15 protein-coding genes and 6 tRNA genes are annotated in these 14,458 nt (G+C 45.5%); 20 read left to right on the top strand and 1 reads right to left on the bottom strand.

Annotated elements, in window-relative coordinates; genetic code table 11:
- The first annotated feature begins 277 nt into the window (after window positions 1-277).
- The 6 genes from ACFP56_RS11850 to ACFP56_RS11825 all read left to right on the top strand — a co-directional run bounded on the left by ACFP56_RS11850 (window position 278) and on the right by ACFP56_RS11825 (window position 805).
- Window positions 278-354: transfer RNA gene (locus ACFP56_RS11850), tRNA-Met, on the top strand.
- A 3-nt stretch (window positions 355-357) separates the two neighbouring features.
- Window positions 358-433: transfer RNA gene (locus ACFP56_RS11845), tRNA-Val, on the top strand.
- Between the two features lie 7 nt (window positions 434-440).
- Window positions 441-517: transfer RNA gene (locus tag ACFP56_RS11840), tRNA-Asp, on the top strand.
- 28 nt (window positions 518-545) lie between these two features.
- A tRNA-Phe gene (locus tag ACFP56_RS11835) sits at window positions 546-621 on the top strand.
- A 12-nt stretch (window positions 622-633) separates the two neighbouring features.
- Window positions 634-718: transfer RNA gene (locus ACFP56_RS11830), tRNA-Tyr, on the top strand.
- 11 nt (window positions 719-729) lie between these two features.
- A tRNA-Lys gene (locus ACFP56_RS11825) sits at window positions 730-805 on the top strand.
- A 122-nt stretch (window positions 806-927) separates the two neighbouring features.
- Here the strand turns inward: ACFP56_RS11825 and ssuE are convergent.
- The gene (gene ssuE / locus ACFP56_RS11820) at window positions 928-1,476 is read right to left on the bottom strand and encodes an NADPH-dependent FMN reductase (RefSeq protein WP_379234634.1); all 549 of its coding nucleotides are present in this window, start codon (window positions 1,474-1,476) and stop codon (window positions 928-930) included.
- A gap of 185 nt (window positions 1,477-1,661) precedes the next feature.
- Between ssuE and ACFP56_RS11815 the strand changes: the two genes are divergently transcribed.
- The 14 genes from ACFP56_RS11815 (at window position 1,662) to hisD (ending at window position 14,416) form a co-directional block, all read left to right on the top strand.
- Complete coding sequence (locus tag ACFP56_RS11815) at window positions 1,662-2,780, top strand: PucR family transcriptional regulator (RefSeq protein ID WP_379234632.1); 1,119 nt, start codon at window positions 1,662-1,664, stop codon at window positions 2,778-2,780.
- 88 nt (window positions 2,781-2,868) lie between these two features.
- On the top strand, window positions 2,869-3,990 hold the full coding sequence (locus ACFP56_RS11810; RefSeq protein ID WP_379234630.1) for an ABC transporter ATP-binding protein: 1,122 nt from the start codon (window positions 2,869-2,871) through the stop codon (window positions 3,988-3,990).
- Window positions 3,991-4,132: 142 nt separating this feature from the next.
- Window positions 4,133-5,071: an HPr(Ser) kinase/phosphatase gene (hprK, locus tag ACFP56_RS11805; protein ID WP_379234627.1), complete on the top strand. Its 939-nt coding sequence runs from the start codon at window positions 4,133-4,135 to the stop codon at window positions 5,069-5,071.
- A 48-nt stretch (window positions 5,072-5,119) separates the two neighbouring features.
- A complete protein-coding gene (locus ACFP56_RS11800; RefSeq protein ID WP_379234625.1) occupies window positions 5,120-5,602 on the top strand; it encodes a DinB family protein in 483 nt (160 codons plus the stop codon).
- Between the two features lie 185 nt (window positions 5,603-5,787).
- Window positions 5,788-6,963, top strand: coding sequence for a prolipoprotein diacylglyceryl transferase (lgt, locus tag ACFP56_RS11795; RefSeq protein ID WP_379234623.1), 1,176 nt, complete (start codon window positions 5,788-5,790; stop codon window positions 6,961-6,963).
- Window positions 6,964-7,123: 160 nt separating this feature from the next.
- Window positions 7,124-7,777 (top strand): pyrophosphatase PpaX, encoded by a 654-nt coding sequence (gene ppaX, locus ACFP56_RS11790; RefSeq protein ID WP_379234621.1) that lies wholly within the window; start codon window positions 7,124-7,126, stop codon window positions 7,775-7,777.
- Window positions 7,778-7,779: 2 nt separating this feature from the next.
- A complete protein-coding gene (locus ACFP56_RS11785; RefSeq protein WP_379234619.1) occupies window positions 7,780-8,271 on the top strand; it encodes an acyltransferase in 492 nt (163 codons plus the stop codon).
- 223 nt (window positions 8,272-8,494) lie between these two features.
- The gene (locus ACFP56_RS11780) at window positions 8,495-8,884 is read left to right on the top strand and encodes a DUF6220 domain-containing protein (protein WP_379234617.1); all 390 of its coding nucleotides are present in this window, start codon (window positions 8,495-8,497) and stop codon (window positions 8,882-8,884) included.
- A gap of 41 nt (window positions 8,885-8,925) precedes the next feature.
- Entirely contained in the window at window positions 8,926-9,129 is a 204-nt protein-coding gene (locus ACFP56_RS11775; protein WP_379234615.1) for a DUF5957 family protein, read from the top strand.
- An 87-nt stretch (window positions 9,130-9,216) separates the two neighbouring features.
- The gene (locus ACFP56_RS11770) at window positions 9,217-10,335 is read left to right on the top strand and encodes a sensor histidine kinase (RefSeq protein WP_379234673.1); all 1,119 of its coding nucleotides are present in this window, start codon (window positions 9,217-9,219) and stop codon (window positions 10,333-10,335) included.
- Window positions 10,332-11,024 carry a response regulator gene (locus ACFP56_RS11765; RefSeq protein ID WP_379234613.1) on the top strand — a complete coding sequence of 231 codons (693 nt, stop codon included), beginning with the start codon at window positions 10,332-10,334 and terminating at the stop codon, window positions 11,022-11,024. Before ACFP56_RS11770 ends, ACFP56_RS11765 begins: the two co-directional genes overlap by 4 nt.
- Before the next feature lie 137 nt (window positions 11,025-11,161).
- Window positions 11,162-12,361, top strand: a complete 1,200-nt coding sequence (locus tag ACFP56_RS11760; RefSeq protein WP_379234611.1) for an ATP phosphoribosyltransferase regulatory subunit — start codon at window positions 11,162-11,164, stop codon at window positions 12,359-12,361.
- Entirely contained in the window at window positions 12,361-13,005 is a 645-nt protein-coding gene (hisG, locus tag ACFP56_RS11755) for an ATP phosphoribosyltransferase (protein WP_379234609.1), read from the top strand. The genes ACFP56_RS11760 and hisG overlap by 1 nt, the downstream gene beginning before the upstream one ends.
- A 124-nt stretch (window positions 13,006-13,129) precedes the next feature.
- Complete coding sequence (gene hisD / locus ACFP56_RS11750) at window positions 13,130-14,416, top strand: histidinol dehydrogenase (protein ID WP_379234671.1); 1,287 nt, start codon at window positions 13,130-13,132, stop codon at window positions 14,414-14,416.
- Window positions 14,417-14,458: the final 42 nt, after the last annotated feature.

Raw genomic sequence — 14,458 nt, 5'->3', positions numbered from 1 at the left:
TGGGGGTGGACGTGCAGCAATGCATGGAGCTGACCAGTACTAATCGGTCGAGGGCTTATCCTAAAGCGTTTGGTAGCAAGCGAAAGCGAAGGACCAGAACGCACATCGGAAGCATAGCGGGTTCATACCCTAACTTCTAATCGAATCGCTTCGATGAATCTAAACTTTCCTATCCAGTTTTCAGGGTGCAAACCTTGAAAGTCAACTATAATTTTTCTTGAAATTGTGGTTGACAAGTCCATGAGAATTCAGTAAGATGGACAAGTCCTAAAAATGTGGCGGTGTAGCTCAGCTGGCTAGAGCGTACGGTTCATACCCGTGAGGTCGGGGGTTCGATCCCCTTCGCCGCTACCATATGGAGGATTAGCTCAGCTGGGAGAGCATCTGCCTTACAAGCAGAGGGTCGGCGGTTCGATCCCGTCATCCTCCACCATTAATGCGGAGCTGTGGTGTAGAGGCCTAACATGCCTGCCTGTCACGCAGGAGATCGCGAGTTCGAATCTCGTCAGCTCCGCCATTTTTTTCTTATAAGGATTCTTTAATGTGGCTCGGTAGCTCAGTCGGTAGAGCAGAGGACTGAAAATCCTCGTGTCGGCGGTTCGATTCCGTCCCGAGCCACCATTAAGACCATGTGGAGGCTTAGTGAAGTGGCTAAACACGGCAGACTGTAAATCTGCTCTCTACGAGTTCGGTGGTTCGAATCCATCAGCCTCCACCATTCCCTAATAAGAGCCATTAGCTCAGTTGGTAGAGCACCTGACTTTTAATCAGGGTGTCGAAGGTTCGAGTCCTTCATGGCTCACCAGTTTTACACAGGCAGAGAGGTAACTCTCTTTTTTTGTTTTAAATAACAAGTTTAAGAATATAGCACGATATAAAACGATTATAAAGAAAGATGCCGTATATAACCGGCATCTTTCTTTATAATTATGATTTTAAACTTAAGTATTGAACAATTTCATTCACAATTCCTTGTAGGCGAGTCTGAATCGTTTCTTCGATTGTAAAACGATACTGACCATCCTGCTCTTGTTCACGTGTAATACTATCGTCTGTTGCATAGACTGTTTTCGTAAAGTGATTAGCGCCCATAGAGGCTAACATTGGCTTAAGTGCATAATCGACAGCAAGCATATGTGCCATCGTACCAGCAATGAATACGGGAGCAATTAGCTTATGCTCGAAGCCTTTCTGTGGCAATAAATCGATATAGGATTTTAAGACACCTGTATAGGAAGCTTTATAAACTGGGCTGGCGATGACTACCGCATCTGCTGCAGCAACTAGCTCATTAGCTGCTAAAATGCTTGGACTGTTGAACTTGGCGTACACAAGATCTTCTGGAGGCAGATCAATCACTTGGATGAGTGCAGTTTTCATTCCGGCTTCAGCAAGAGCTTGACGTACATAATCAGTCATGCCGTTCAGGCGTGAACTGATATTGGGGCTACCTGACAATATAACGACTCTGGACATTAAATAACGTTCCTCCCAACCATCTGAATATCTCTATCTAAAAGCAATAAGGCCATTTCATGCAACAAGCGTATCAGAAAGCCGATAGAGCGTCAAGAAAGCTCATTTACAGGTTGAAAAGGTGCTTGATGCGTATAATATGTTACAATAGACAGGACTAAACAGAGAATCAGGAGAGTGCCGCTATGAGTTCTAATGATTTGCAGAAGCAGCTTGAGTATATACTCAATTGCTCTGTCATAACGAGCAATCGAAGTCTTGAGGATATGTACAAATTTATGGGCCCTTCATTTGAAAATGCAACGATTGAAAAGGGTAAATATATAGAAGGAACACAGGATATTTGGTTAATAAAGGAGCTTTATGCTGACTATTGCGAAGTGATTGAATTTATTCAACGCAAGCTAAGCGTTACAGAGATGCAGCTCATAGCCATGCTTATATTCAATAAACCAAGCGTTACAACTGAACAACAGTATGCGGGAATGTCCAAGCAGGAAAAGCAGGCAACGAAGCTCGGAGAGTGGCTACAAGGACAAATCGATCAAGGTACAACAAGTGGTTATATACCCGATCATTTAGTGCTTGCCAATTCCTTTTATAATGAAATGCTGCCGATCTTGCTTGTAGCAGACGGGTCTACGCAATATAAAGGAAGCTACGCAGAGCTTGATAAGCTGCTCAGATCATTTTTGTCAGAGGATGTCCTGCTTATCCCATTAGGCCATGATGAGTGGCTCATATGGGGACCAGTAACCTTGCTTAAGGATGAAGAAGGCGAACTCGACAATGAAGTAGAAGAAACGTTGGAGGATGTGCTCACAAACATTGCACTTGCCTTGCACGATATGCTTGCATCAGAGTGGCTTGGAGAAAGCCAATTAGCCATTACGTATCCAGCTGCGCCAGCGAAGCTAATGATTGAAACGGTCACAACGCTGCGCGAATCCATTCATATTGGGCGCAAGTTTCATCCAAGCAACAATCTTCATTTACCGTGGAATTTGCGATTAGAGTCGTTGCTGTATGCGATTCCTGAGGCACAGCGACAAAAGTATTTGGAGCTTTCGCTCAAACGTGCTGAGTTGTTTGTAGAACCGGAAATGCTCGCTACGCTGGATACGTTCTTCAGTCTGGATTGCAATGTTAGTGAGACAGCCAAGAAGCTATACATTCACCGGAACACCTTGCTGTATCGTTTGGATAAGCTAAAGCAGGAAACCGGACTTGATGTCAGACTGTTCAGAGACGCTGTGTTGGTTAAGATTATATTGCTATTGTACAAAGTTACGAAAACGCATTAATTTTTTTGTAAGGTATGTGCATAGTCATCAGCTGGGAGTTAGGATAATATAAGGCTATAAGAAAATTTCACTTTAGGGGGAAATACACATGGCAGGCGTACGTTTAGAAGGCATTTATAAAAGATACCCAGGAAGCGATAGAGCTTCTGTAACGGATGTAAACCTTGACATCAAAGATAAAGAATTCTTGGTACTAGTTGGTCCATCTGGTTGCGGTAAATCCACAACCCTTCGTATGATCGCTGGTCTTGAAGAAATTTCTGAAGGTAAGCTATATATCGGTGATCGTTTGGTAAACGACGTAGCTCCTAAAGATCGCGATATCGCGATGGTATTCCAATCCTATGCATTGTACCCACATATGAACGTTTATCAAAACATGGCGTTCGGTTTGAAACTTCGTAAATTCAAAAAAGCTGACATCGACAAACGCGTTCGTGAAGCAGCTAAAATTCTAGATATTGAGCATCTACTTGATCGTAAGCCTAAGGCTCTTTCTGGTGGTCAGCGTCAGCGTGTTGCACTTGGTCGTGCGATCGTTCGTGAGCCTCAAGTATTCCTTATGGATGAGCCGCTTTCCAACCTGGATGCTAAACTTCGTGGTCAAATGCGCGCGGAAATCTCTAAACTTACAAAACGTCTAGAGACTACAACAATCTACGTAACGCATGACCAAATCGAGGCAATGACAATGGGTGACCGTATCGTTGTTATGAAGGACGGCTTCATTCAACAAACGGCTTCTCCTGAAGAGCTATACAACCACCCAGTAAACATCTTCGTTGCAGGTTTCATCGGATCTCCGTCCATGAACTTCGTAACAGGTTCGCTTACTGAGCAAGGTGGCGAAGTACACTTCAAAGCAACTGGTGTTGACATCGTTGTTCCTGAAGGTAAAGCAGCGGTTCTTCGCTCTAAAGGTTACATTGGCAAAGATGTAGTTCTAGGTATTCGTCCTGAGGACATTCATGAAGAGCCAGTATTCCTTGAAGCTTCTCCTAAAACAATTGTAAATGCAAACATCGAGGTTGCTGAGAACCTTGGTCACGAAATGTACTTGTACCTAAACGGTATCGGTACTGAGACAGTAATCGCACGTGTAGACGGACGTTCTACTCTTCGTGATGGTGCAACTGTTAAGCTTGCAATTGACATGAACAAAGCTCATATCTTCGATAAAGAGTCCGAGCTTAACATCTTCGAAAACTAATCAAGTTAGTAAGGCCTCACTGCAGCGATGCTGCGGTGGGGCTTTATTTTTTAGCATGGGCAAAACATTGCGTTTCGATTCTTTTTGCTATACGATGGAAATAGTGAGATCGCTGTACTTGTTTTTGAAGGAGGATGCGTGTATGCCAAAAAAAGTAAAAGTGGCAGATTTAGTTAGGCATTTCCAGCTTGAAATATTATCTGGTGAAGATGGGCAAAAACGATTAATTACGGTAGATGATCTATATCGACCAGGTTTGGAGATGGCTGGCTATTTCCACTATCATCCAAGTGAGCGTATTCAGATTTTAGGGCGTACAGAAATATCCTTTATTAATATGCTTTCGAGCGAAGATCGTCGCGAACGGATGCGTAAAATATGTCTGGATGAAACGCCATGTATTATTATTACGCGTGGGCTTGAGCCACCGTCCGAACTTATCGAATACTCTAATGAGTGCAACATTCCAGTGCTGAGAAGCTCCATTGCTACTACGATTTTATCAAGCCGCATTACTGATTTTCTGGAAAATCAGCTGGCGCCAACTGCTACAATTCATGGCGTCCTTGTTGATGTGTATGGCGTAGGTATGTTGATTACGGGCGGTAGCGGTATCGGTAAAAGTGAAACAGCGCTTGAGCTTGTAAAGCGTGGGCATCGCTTAATTGCCGATGATGCAGTAGAAATTCGCCAAACAGCGGATGGAAAGCTTACAGGGACTGCCCCTGAGTTGATTCGTCATTTGCTCGAAATTCGAGGTCTGGGCATTATTAATGTGATGACCTTGTTTGGCGCAGGCGCTGTTCGCACTCAAAAACGAATCGGACTTGTTATTCGTCTGGAGAACTGGCAGCAGGATAAGCAATACGATCGTCTTGGGCTAGATGAGGAAACAACACAAATTATAGAAACGCATGTGCCTTTAGTTACAATTCCGGTTCGTCCTGGACGAAATCTGGCTGTCATTATTGAAGTTGCAGCTATGAACTTCCGCTTGAAGCGTATGGGGTACAATGCCGCATTGCAATTCACGAACAAGCTTACAGAAACGATAGCGGACGATATTGATGATTACGATTAATTCAATATGAATTGATACATATAAAATGAAGTGAAGGAGTGAACCACTATGTATCGTGTAGTTGAGGATTTTTTGCAGGATTGGCACGCGAATGCGGGAGGTACGTTGTCTGTTTTCAAGGCGATGACGAACGATAAATTGGATTTTAGCATTACAGAGGGACATAATTCACTAGGCTGGCTGGCATGGCACTTAACTGGTGCAGCAGGTTCTATTGCAAAGCATGTTATTGGTCTGGATGTTCCTTGTCCGAAGCGTGATGAGCCGGTCCCATTAAGTGTGGTGGAAATTACACACCGCTATGAAATTATCGCTAATGCGATTCTAAAGGAAGCGGAAAAACTAACACCAGAAGATTTGCTGACGGAGGTCAATGGCTTTACCGGTCCTACGACAAAAGGAAAAATGCTGTTTAATTTAATCGAGCATCAAACGCATCATCGTGGACAAATGACGGTGTTATTGCGCCAGGCTGGACTGAATGTACCGCCAGTTTTAGGTCCTACAAAAGAAATGTCCCAACAACGTTAATCGTCTTAAACGTTAACAATCTTAATTAAATAAAGCTCCAATCACCTCCAAGCGATCAATCGACCATTAGCTTTTGACGAGTGGAGGTGAATTTGTTATGGATATGGGTAAATATGTTATAATACATGTGTTGTCCATAGGCAAATGGGTGAGAAATGTGGAATTACAAGGAAGGGTGAATATCTTTGATCAATCCCGTTATATTTGAGCTGGGGCCTCTTTCCATAAGATGGTATGGGCTTATCCTCGCTCTTGGGGCGGTAGCAGGGCTGCTGCTCGCCATACAGGAAGGGAAGCGTTTTGGCATTAAGTCTGACTTTTTTATGGACTTGCTGCTAATTGGCGCTCCAACTGCCATTATTTTTGCTCGAATTTATTATGTAGCTTTTCAATGGGACTACTACAAAAACAATCTTGGCGATATTTTTAAAGTCTGGAACGGTGGTATCGCGATATACGGTGCAATTATTGGTGCATTGATTTGCGGATACTTTTTCAGTCGAGCCAAAGGTTATAACTTCTGGCGTATTGCTGATATATGCGCACCATCGTTGCTTATTGGTCAAATGATAGGCCGTTGGGGGAATTTCGTTAACCAAGAGGCCTATGGCGGACCAGTTGAGGAATCTTTCTTGCGCGAAACGTTACATATTCCGAATTTCATTGTTAATCACATGTTTATTAACGGTGAATATGTTCATCCAACCTTTCTATATGAATCGTTGTGGAGTCTGGTTGGCCTAGTTCTATTATTCGTTATTCGCAGACAGCGTTTCCTGCGTGAAGGAGAGCTGCTTGCCACTTATATTGGATGGTATTCGATCGGCCGTTTCTTTATCGAAGCACTACGTACCGATTCCCTAGCGTTCTCGGGTCCACAATGGCTTGCTGATCTCATGAATGGACTATGGTCGCCAATGACTCTGATTTTCGAATTGGGCTATCTGGATCCTGCTTATGGCAATGTTCGCAGCTCTCAGCTGCTCGCGCTGCTGCTAGTGTTAGCGGTGATTGTTTTCATCGTAGTTAGACGGACGACTGGCTACGCAGAGGCACGTTATCTGGATCCTATCGTAAACACAAAACAAGCCAACGCAGCTGTAGAAAAAGAGGCTGCGGGCAATGCTACTGTTAAGAAAGAAAAGAAAGATCAGGCTCACGTGGCAGATGGACATACAGCTTCTGCTACTGCAGATACTTCTAAGGACAAAAAACAGCAACATGCTGATGACACCAGTACAAGCAATAAGAAAGCTGCGGATCATGATAATAGTGAAGGTTCAGACAGTGGCTCACCAAGCAGCAGCTCATCTAGCAGTTCAGACGGCGGTTCAGATGGAGGCGGCGGAGGCGGAGATTAAGCAGCAAGCTATCTCGAGCCCTTGCTTGCCTATAGCCTCTATAAGGAACACGATGGGAATGTAATAACCGCACAGTTTATACCCAAAACTAGCGGTTATCTCGTTGTATACTAAGTCAAAAAAGCAATTAGCTGAATGTGAAAGTTATGAGGAGGAAGCAATGAAAGCATACGACACAATATTATTTGACCTGGATGGAACGATTTTGGATACAAATGAACTAATCATTGCTTCATTTATACATGCATTAAAGGGTGTAGCGGAAGAAGGCTTCAATCGCGAGCATATTATCCCTTCCATGGGAGCTCCTTTAGAGGATCAGTTGCGCCGTTTTTCAGGGCTGGAGCAGGTGGATCACTTGGTAGCGGCGTATCGTGAGGTGAATCTTCGTCTTCATGATGAGTATGTGCGCCTGTTTGGCGATGTGGAGGAAGTACTTGCAGAGCTGCACCGTCAAGGCTTCAAGCTAGGAGTCGTTACAACAAAAATGAGACTGACAACTGATCGTGGTCTGGCCTTTACTGATATTGCCAAGTATATGGACGTTGTCATAACGATCGATGATGTACAGAATGCTAAGCCACATCCTGAGCCTGTGCAGAAAGCGCTGGAAGGGTTGGGTTCCGAGCCAGGAAGAGCAATTATGGTAGGGGACAGCACGATGGATATAGAATCAGGCAATCGAGCTGGAGTTACAACGGTGGGCGTTGCATGGTCGTTAAAGGGGGAGCAGGTTCTTCGTGATGCTGGCGCCCACTATATTATTCAATCGATGACTGACCTCTATGAACTTGTAGGATTGGAGAATCGTTAACGGTGCGAAAAATAACTCGCTATCCAACAGAAGGGCCAAATGCGCTGTGGCAAGTTTATTCCACGGTTAGTCCGTGGAAGGCAGTTCGCAACTTTATATGCATACAGCTTGCTCGGTATTGTCCAATCCTGCCAGTGAAGAATTGGATTTACCGGCGTGTGCTAGGGATGAAGGTTGGAAGAACGACTTCATTTGCCCTAATGGTGATGGTGGATGTGTTTTTTCCTGAGAAAATTACAGTCGGTGACAACAGCATAATCGGCTATAATACAACAATTCTTACCCACGAGTATTTAATTAAGGAATATCGCCTAGGCGAAGTCCATATTGGTTCTAATGTAATGATTGGTGCTAATAGCACGATTTTGCCTGGTGTAACGATTGGAGATCACGCAGTAATTGCTGCCGGCTCGGTCATTCATAAGGATGTGCCAGCTGGAAGCTTCGTAGGAGGCAATCCTATGCGCGTCATTCGCGAGCGATATGAGGAGTAACGGAGCTAATTGTTATTTATACACTACAGCTATGGATTGAAATTAGATAAGGGCATTGCTATTGAGTAAATCAATGGCAATGCCCTTTTTTTGCTGGTCATGCAAATTTAATCGAGCAAATTGAAATGATGCAGATTTAATAAATTGTTAAGAAACAGGTAACGAATCGTTTAGAACTGTTGTGTAAAGTTATCGCATGAGTTGAAAGAAAGGAAGAGATGAGATGAAATCAAAATGGAGAGCAGCGGCAAGATTGCTGTATGCGTTACTAGCAGTTCTACTTGTACTATGTATTGGGTTGCAGTTTTATTGGGCAGGCATGGCCGTATTCACGGAAGCCTCATATTGGTCACAGCATGTGATGTTTATTCATATTTTTGGATTTAATTTGCCTGTTCTACTGCTGCTTGCAGCAATAGGAGCTGGGCATGCACGGTGGGCGTATTGGCATGTTTTGCTGATTCTGCTGCTAACGTTTCTTATGTATTTTTCAGCAAATATGTCAGCCTCGCAGTCATGGGTTGGAGCACTGCATCCTGTATTAGGCACGCTTCTGCTAGCTGCAGCAGCCTCGAATGGTTATCGGGCAATAAAGGCTTGCTGTAGCTCGTGAACTGACAGCATATAAATTAGAAGGTGAAGGAGTAGATGATGATGAGAACATTTATAGCGATTATTGTTGGCTTGGTTGGAGGCTTTGTGCTTGGTATTGCACTATCCAGCATGATTGGCATTATTAGTGTGACGGTATTTCAGAATCCATTTGGCATTAAGTTTTTGCCTTATTATACTGCAGCGCTCTGTGCGGTGCTGGTGCCGATTATCGATGCCAAATCCGAGAGCAAGCGTAAGCAATAAGAATAGAAGAAATACAGGCAGCGAGCAGTCGATTACCTCGGCAGCTCGCTTCTTTAGGTTATACTGAATGAGAGAGAAAGGATCGTGATGACAATGACGATTAAGCAGCGTCTTATCTTATCGAATATTGCCATGATTATCATTCCGATTATTGCTTTTTTTATAGTAGAAATCGTACTTGGTTATGTCATGTTTGTCGCTTGGAAGGGCGAGTTCAGCTCAGATCGTACGGAATCCTTTATACAACTGCGCTTAGTCGCGATGCTCGTCGTTTTAGTGGTGACCAATGGTTTGCTTACTTATTATGTTTCGCGCAGCATCATTAAGCCGATTCGCGCTCTGTCTCAAGCTACCGCTAAAATTAGCGAGGGTGATTTGGAAGCGAGTATTGTGCTGACCAACCATCGACGCGATGAGCTGGCGGAGCTTGCAGCTAGCTTTGAGCATATGCGCCTGTCGTTACTGGAGGCACAGAAGGAGCAGGCACTATACGAGCGAAACAGGCAAGAATTGATTGCGAGCATCTCGCATGACTTGAAAACACCTCTTACGTCTATTAGAGGGTATGTGAAAGGCATTCAAGACGGTGTTGCCAACAGTGAAGAGAAGCTGCAGCGTTATTTGCACATTATTGATCAGACCGCTAATCGGATGGATCGACTGATCGACGAATTGTTCTTATATTCGAAGCTTGATCTTCAGCGGCAGCCGCTGCAGATTGAGCCGGTAGAGCTGGTTTCCTTCTTTCAGGATTGTACGGAGGAGCTTTCCTATCGTTATCAGCTGTACGGCGAATTGGTAGAGATTAAGCTGAATGATGATCATCACCAAGGCAGCTATCTTGCATTAGCGGATCGGGATCAGTTGAAGCGAGCCGTTGTAAATCTTGTGGAAAACAGCGTCAAATACAATGATCAGCATAGTAAATGGATCGACATCCATATCCATGATCAGGACGGACAGCTGCTTATCGAAATGAGAGATAATGGGCAGGGCATAGATGAGCAGCAGCTTCCTTATATATTTGACAGCTTTTATCGAGCAGATCCCTCACGAAATTCAGACGCAGGAGGAAGCGGCTTAGGATTATCGATTGTGAAAAAGATTGTGGAGGCGCATGGCGGCAAGGTGTGGGCAAGTAGTCAACTGCATGAGGGGACAAGCATTTACTTTACATTGAATAAGGAGAAAGGAGGAGGCTTATGAAGTCGATCTTGATCGTTGAGGATGAGACAGTGATCGCAGAGCTGATACGAGACTATTTGGAGTTGAATGGCTTTCGCTGCGAGCTGGTGCAAAGCGGACTTAAAGCAATGGACATGGTGAAGCAGGCAAATTACGATCTAATATTGCTCGATGTGATGCTGCCGGGCATAGATGGCTTTCAGCTGTGCCAGCAGTTTCGCGATGCACTCTCGCTTGATATCCCTATCATCATGGTTACCGCGCGTCAGGAGGATCTCGATAAGATGAAAGGGTTTGATCGCGGAGCAGACGATTATATCGTAAAGCCGTTTAATCCAAATGAGCTGGTAGCAAGGGTGAAGGCTCATTTGTCACGCTATGACCGTCTAGTTCAGCGGCGAAGTGAGCATGATTTGCAAATTGGTGGGCTTACGATCGAGGTGGGGGCAAGAAGAGTGCAGCTTAATGGAGAAGAGAAATTTCTTACCGTTAAGGAGTTTGATCTGCTCGTGTTTTTGGCTCAACATCCGAATCAGGTTTTCAGCAAGGAGCATTTATTCGAGCGGATCTGGGGTTACGATGCGCTGGGAGATGTGTCAACCGTGACGGTACATATTCGAAAGCTGCGCGAGAAGATCGAGCCAGATCCGTCCAATCCGCAGTGGATTGATACCATCTGGGGTGTCGGATATCGCTTTCGCAAGGAATAAGGTTTCAAATACAAGGAACCTCCCGTTAGTCCCTTGACTTGCCTGCCGTGGTCGTGCTACGATATCAAAAACCTTTATTTTGTTAGCATGGTAACAAGTTAACGCTTTAATATAGTAAAATGTTGAGGAGAACGGATATGTCAAAGCCAAAAGTATTTGAAAAGCCAATTGGTTTTAGAGATTATTTGCCGGGCGCCGTAAAGAAGCTTCGTGCAATTGAGCATCGTATTTTGCGCTGCATGGAGGGCTGGGGCTACGAGCAAATTATGACCCCGACGATGGAGTTTTATGATACGGTTGGAGCAGCGAGCTCGACCTCGGATGCTAAGCTGTTTAAGCTATTAAACAATAGAGGAACAACGATGGTGCTGCGTTCAGAAATGACCGCACCGATTGCGCGTGTTGTCTCTTCCTTATTGAAAGAAGAGCCTGTGCCGCTTCGCTTGTCTTATCATGCCAATGTGTTTCGCTCAATCGAGGAGGAAGCAGGGCGTGAAGCGGAGTTCTTTCAGACAGGCGTAGAGCTTGTAGGAGATGCTTCTGCTGAAGCGGATGCTGAGGTTGTGGCGCTTGCAATTGCTTCATTGAAAGCGGCAGGTGTGAATCGCTTCAAAATTGCGATCGGACACGTTGGCTTCCTAAATGGTATTCTCGAAGATGCCTTGCATGGTCGTGTTGAGGATCAAGCAGCGCTTAAGGAGATGCTGCTTAGTCGCAACTATGTCGGGTATCGCGACTTGCTTAAAAGGCTGAATCTCGCACCTGAGGTTACTCAGGAGCTAGCTGATTTGCTTCGCCTGCGTGGCGGCGAGGAAATTTGCGAGCGTGCGCTTCGTGTAAGCAGCAATGAAACCGCACGCCATGCAATTGAGCATCTCTGCCAGATCTGGGCTGTGCTGAAGGCTTACGGAGTATGTGAACATGTACTGATGGACTTAACGATGATTGGAGATTTCTCTTACTATACAGGAATGACGTTTGAAGGATATGCAGCTGATCTTGGCTTCCCGGTAGTGAGCGGGGGACGTTATGACAACCTGCTTGCGGGCTTTGCCCATCCTGCACCTGCTACAGGCTTTGCGCTTAAAACTACGCGCATATTGGAGCTGCTTGATCAAGAGCAAGCCGAGCAGGCAAGCCAGCTTCTGATTGCCTATACAGAAGCGGGACGTGCGGAGGCGCTGCAGCATGCGTTAGCACTGCGACAAGAGGGCAAGCTCGTTGTAACTAGCAAGGTAGACGAGGAGCAGCTGGATATGCTTGCTCAGTCGACTCATTTTAACGGAAAAAGCTATGAGCAGGTCATCGTCTATCCACAGAAAGGAGCGAATGCATAATGAGCGGCAATGATGAACAAGTGCTGAAGGTGGCGATGCCGAAGGGACGAATTTATAAGCAGGCATCGAATCTGTTTAGAGAAGCAGGCATACCGATTCCTACGGAGTATGATGATACGCGCAAGCTTATTATTGAGCTTCCTGATGCGAAGATGGAATTTATTATGGCGAAGCCGGTAGATGTTCCAACTTATGTTGAATATGGCGTCACTGATATTGGGATTGTCGGCAAGGATGTGCTGATGGAAGAGGATAAAGATGTCTACGAGCTGCTTGATCTGGGCATCGCCAAATGCAGAATGAGTGTGATCGCGCTCCCTGACTGGAAACCGACGATTCATCCTCGTGTTGCGACGAAATATCCGAATGTTGCCTCTGCTTATTTCAGAGAGCTGGGTCAACAGGTTGAAGTGATTAAGCTGAATGGTTCGATTGAGCTTGCCCCAATGATTGGGCTGGCTGATCGCATCGTGGATATGGTGGAAACAGGACAAACACTGCGTGAAAACGGATTAGTGGAGCAAACAGAAATATTCGGCATTACAAGTCGCCTTATTGCGAACCGAGTAAGCTATCGCATGAAAAATGAACGAATTCAAAGTTTGTGCGATCTGCTGCAGGAGACGCTAGCTGCACGCATATAGGCATATCATTGATCAGCTCACTTTGAGACAGGATATGCAAGGCAAAGCGTATGCAAGCGCGTGTCGACTTGATCGTGAAGTGAAGCTGAAGAACGGATTGGGAAGGGATGTGGACTGGATGAGTATGAAATTGTTAAAGCCAGAGCAATTTGGCTTGAAGCGCGAGGTTGAATACGGCACGCCTAAGCAAAATGAGGATGCTGAGAAGATCGTAGCGGCTGTTAAGGCTACAGGAGATGAAGCGCTACTGCGCTATACGGAAGAACTTGATCGCGTGAAGCTTACTGCTGATCAGCTGCGCGTGACGGAGGAAGAGATTCAAGCTGCTTATGCACAGGTCGATCAGCCTTTTCTTGATGCGATTCGTGAAGCTGCTGTTAATATTCGTCGCTTTCATGAAAAGCAGCTTCGAAACTCATGGATGGATCTGTCACCTGACGGAACGATGCTTGGACAAATTATACGTCCATTAAAGCGTGTTGGGGTGTATGTACCGGGGGGTAAGGCGGCTTATCCATCTTCAGTGCTTATGAACGTTATTCCGGCACAGGTTGCCGGCGTTCCGGAAATTGTGATGGTTACGCCTCCTGCAACGGGAGGCAAGGAAGGAATTGATCCGTTCATCCTTGTTGCAGCTGCTGAAGCGGGCGTGAAGGAGCTGTACCGTGTAGGCGGCGCACAAGCGATTGCAGCACTTGCATATGGAACCGAAACGATTGCTCCAGTCGATAAAATATGCGGGCCGGGCAATATTTATGTGGCACTCGCCAAGCGTGCTGTGTACGGTGTAGTGGATATCGACAGCATTGCCGGACCGAGTGAGATTGTTGTGCTTGCCGATGATACAGCCGATCCTGCTTATATCGCAGCCGATCTGTTGTCGCAGGCTGAGCATGATGAGATGGCATCTGCGATTCTCGTAACGGCATCCGAGCAGCTGGCTCAAGCAGTCATTGCTGAGGTTGATATTCAGCTTGAAAGCTTGCCGCGCGTTGACATTGCTCGTGCATCGATTGAGCAGTATGGAGCAGTGCTGCTAACAGACAGCATCGAGGAAGGCATTAACGTGGTGAATCAGCTTGCGCCGGAGCATCTTGAGATTATGACGGAGGACCCGATGTCGCTGCTAAGCTTTATTGAGAATGCAGGCGCGATATTCCTCGGTCCGTACAGCTCTGAGCCAGTAGGCGATTATTTTGCTGGACCAAATCACATTATTCCGACCAACGGTACGGCGCGTTTTTCTTCGCCGGTTAATGTCGATGACTTCATTAAAAAATCGAGCATGATACTGTATAGCAAGCAGGCACTGCTCGATCATGGACATAAAATTATGACGCTGGCTCGTCATGAAGGACTTGAAGGCCACGCTCGCGCCATCGAGGTTCGATTGACGAAGGAAGGGCAATAAGGAAATAGCTGCTAGCTTGGGGCGTACACATGCTTCAAGCTA

It is taken from the genome of Paenibacillus septentrionalis (assembly GCF_042659865.1).
Taxonomy (GTDB): Bacteria; Bacillota; Bacilli; order Paenibacillales; family Paenibacillaceae; genus Pristimantibacillus; species Pristimantibacillus septentrionalis.
The sequence above is the reverse complement of the archived record's forward strand: the minus strand, read 5'-3'. Positions and strand labels throughout refer to the sequence as shown.

Excerpts from the sequence above, each read along its gene's own strand:
- ssuE (WP_379234634.1), bottom strand. The coding sequence starts at position 1,476 with ATGTCCAGAGTCGTTATATTGTCAGGTAGCCCCAATATCAGTTCACGC.
- ACFP56_RS11815 (WP_379234632.1), top strand. The coding sequence starts at position 1,662 with ATGAGTTCTAATGATTTGCAGAAGCAGCTTGAGTATATACTCAATTGC.
- ACFP56_RS11810 (WP_379234630.1), top strand. The coding sequence starts at position 2,869 with ATGGCAGGCGTACGTTTAGAAGGCATTTATAAAAGATACCCAGGAAGC.
- hprK (WP_379234627.1), top strand. The coding sequence starts at position 4,133 with ATGCCAAAAAAAGTAAAAGTGGCAGATTTAGTTAGGCATTTCCAGCTT.
- ACFP56_RS11800 (WP_379234625.1), top strand. The coding sequence starts at position 5,120 with ATGTATCGTGTAGTTGAGGATTTTTTGCAGGATTGGCACGCGAATGCG.
- ppaX (WP_379234621.1), top strand. The coding sequence starts at position 7,124 with ATGAAAGCATACGACACAATATTATTTGACCTGGATGGAACGATTTTG.
- ACFP56_RS11780 (WP_379234617.1), top strand. The coding sequence starts at position 8,495 with ATGAAATCAAAATGGAGAGCAGCGGCAAGATTGCTGTATGCGTTACTA.
- ACFP56_RS11775 (WP_379234615.1), top strand. The coding sequence starts at position 8,926 with ATGAGAACATTTATAGCGATTATTGTTGGCTTGGTTGGAGGCTTTGTG.
- ACFP56_RS11770 (WP_379234673.1), top strand. The coding sequence starts at position 9,217 with ATGACAATGACGATTAAGCAGCGTCTTATCTTATCGAATATTGCCATG.
- ACFP56_RS11765 (WP_379234613.1), top strand. The coding sequence starts at position 10,332 with ATGAAGTCGATCTTGATCGTTGAGGATGAGACAGTGATCGCAGAGCTG.
- ACFP56_RS11760 (WP_379234611.1), top strand. The coding sequence starts at position 11,162 with ATGTCAAAGCCAAAAGTATTTGAAAAGCCAATTGGTTTTAGAGATTAT.
- hisG (WP_379234609.1), top strand. The coding sequence starts at position 12,361 with ATGAGCGGCAATGATGAACAAGTGCTGAAGGTGGCGATGCCGAAGGGA.
- hisD (WP_379234671.1), top strand. The coding sequence starts at position 13,130 with ATGAAATTGTTAAAGCCAGAGCAATTTGGCTTGAAGCGCGAGGTTGAA.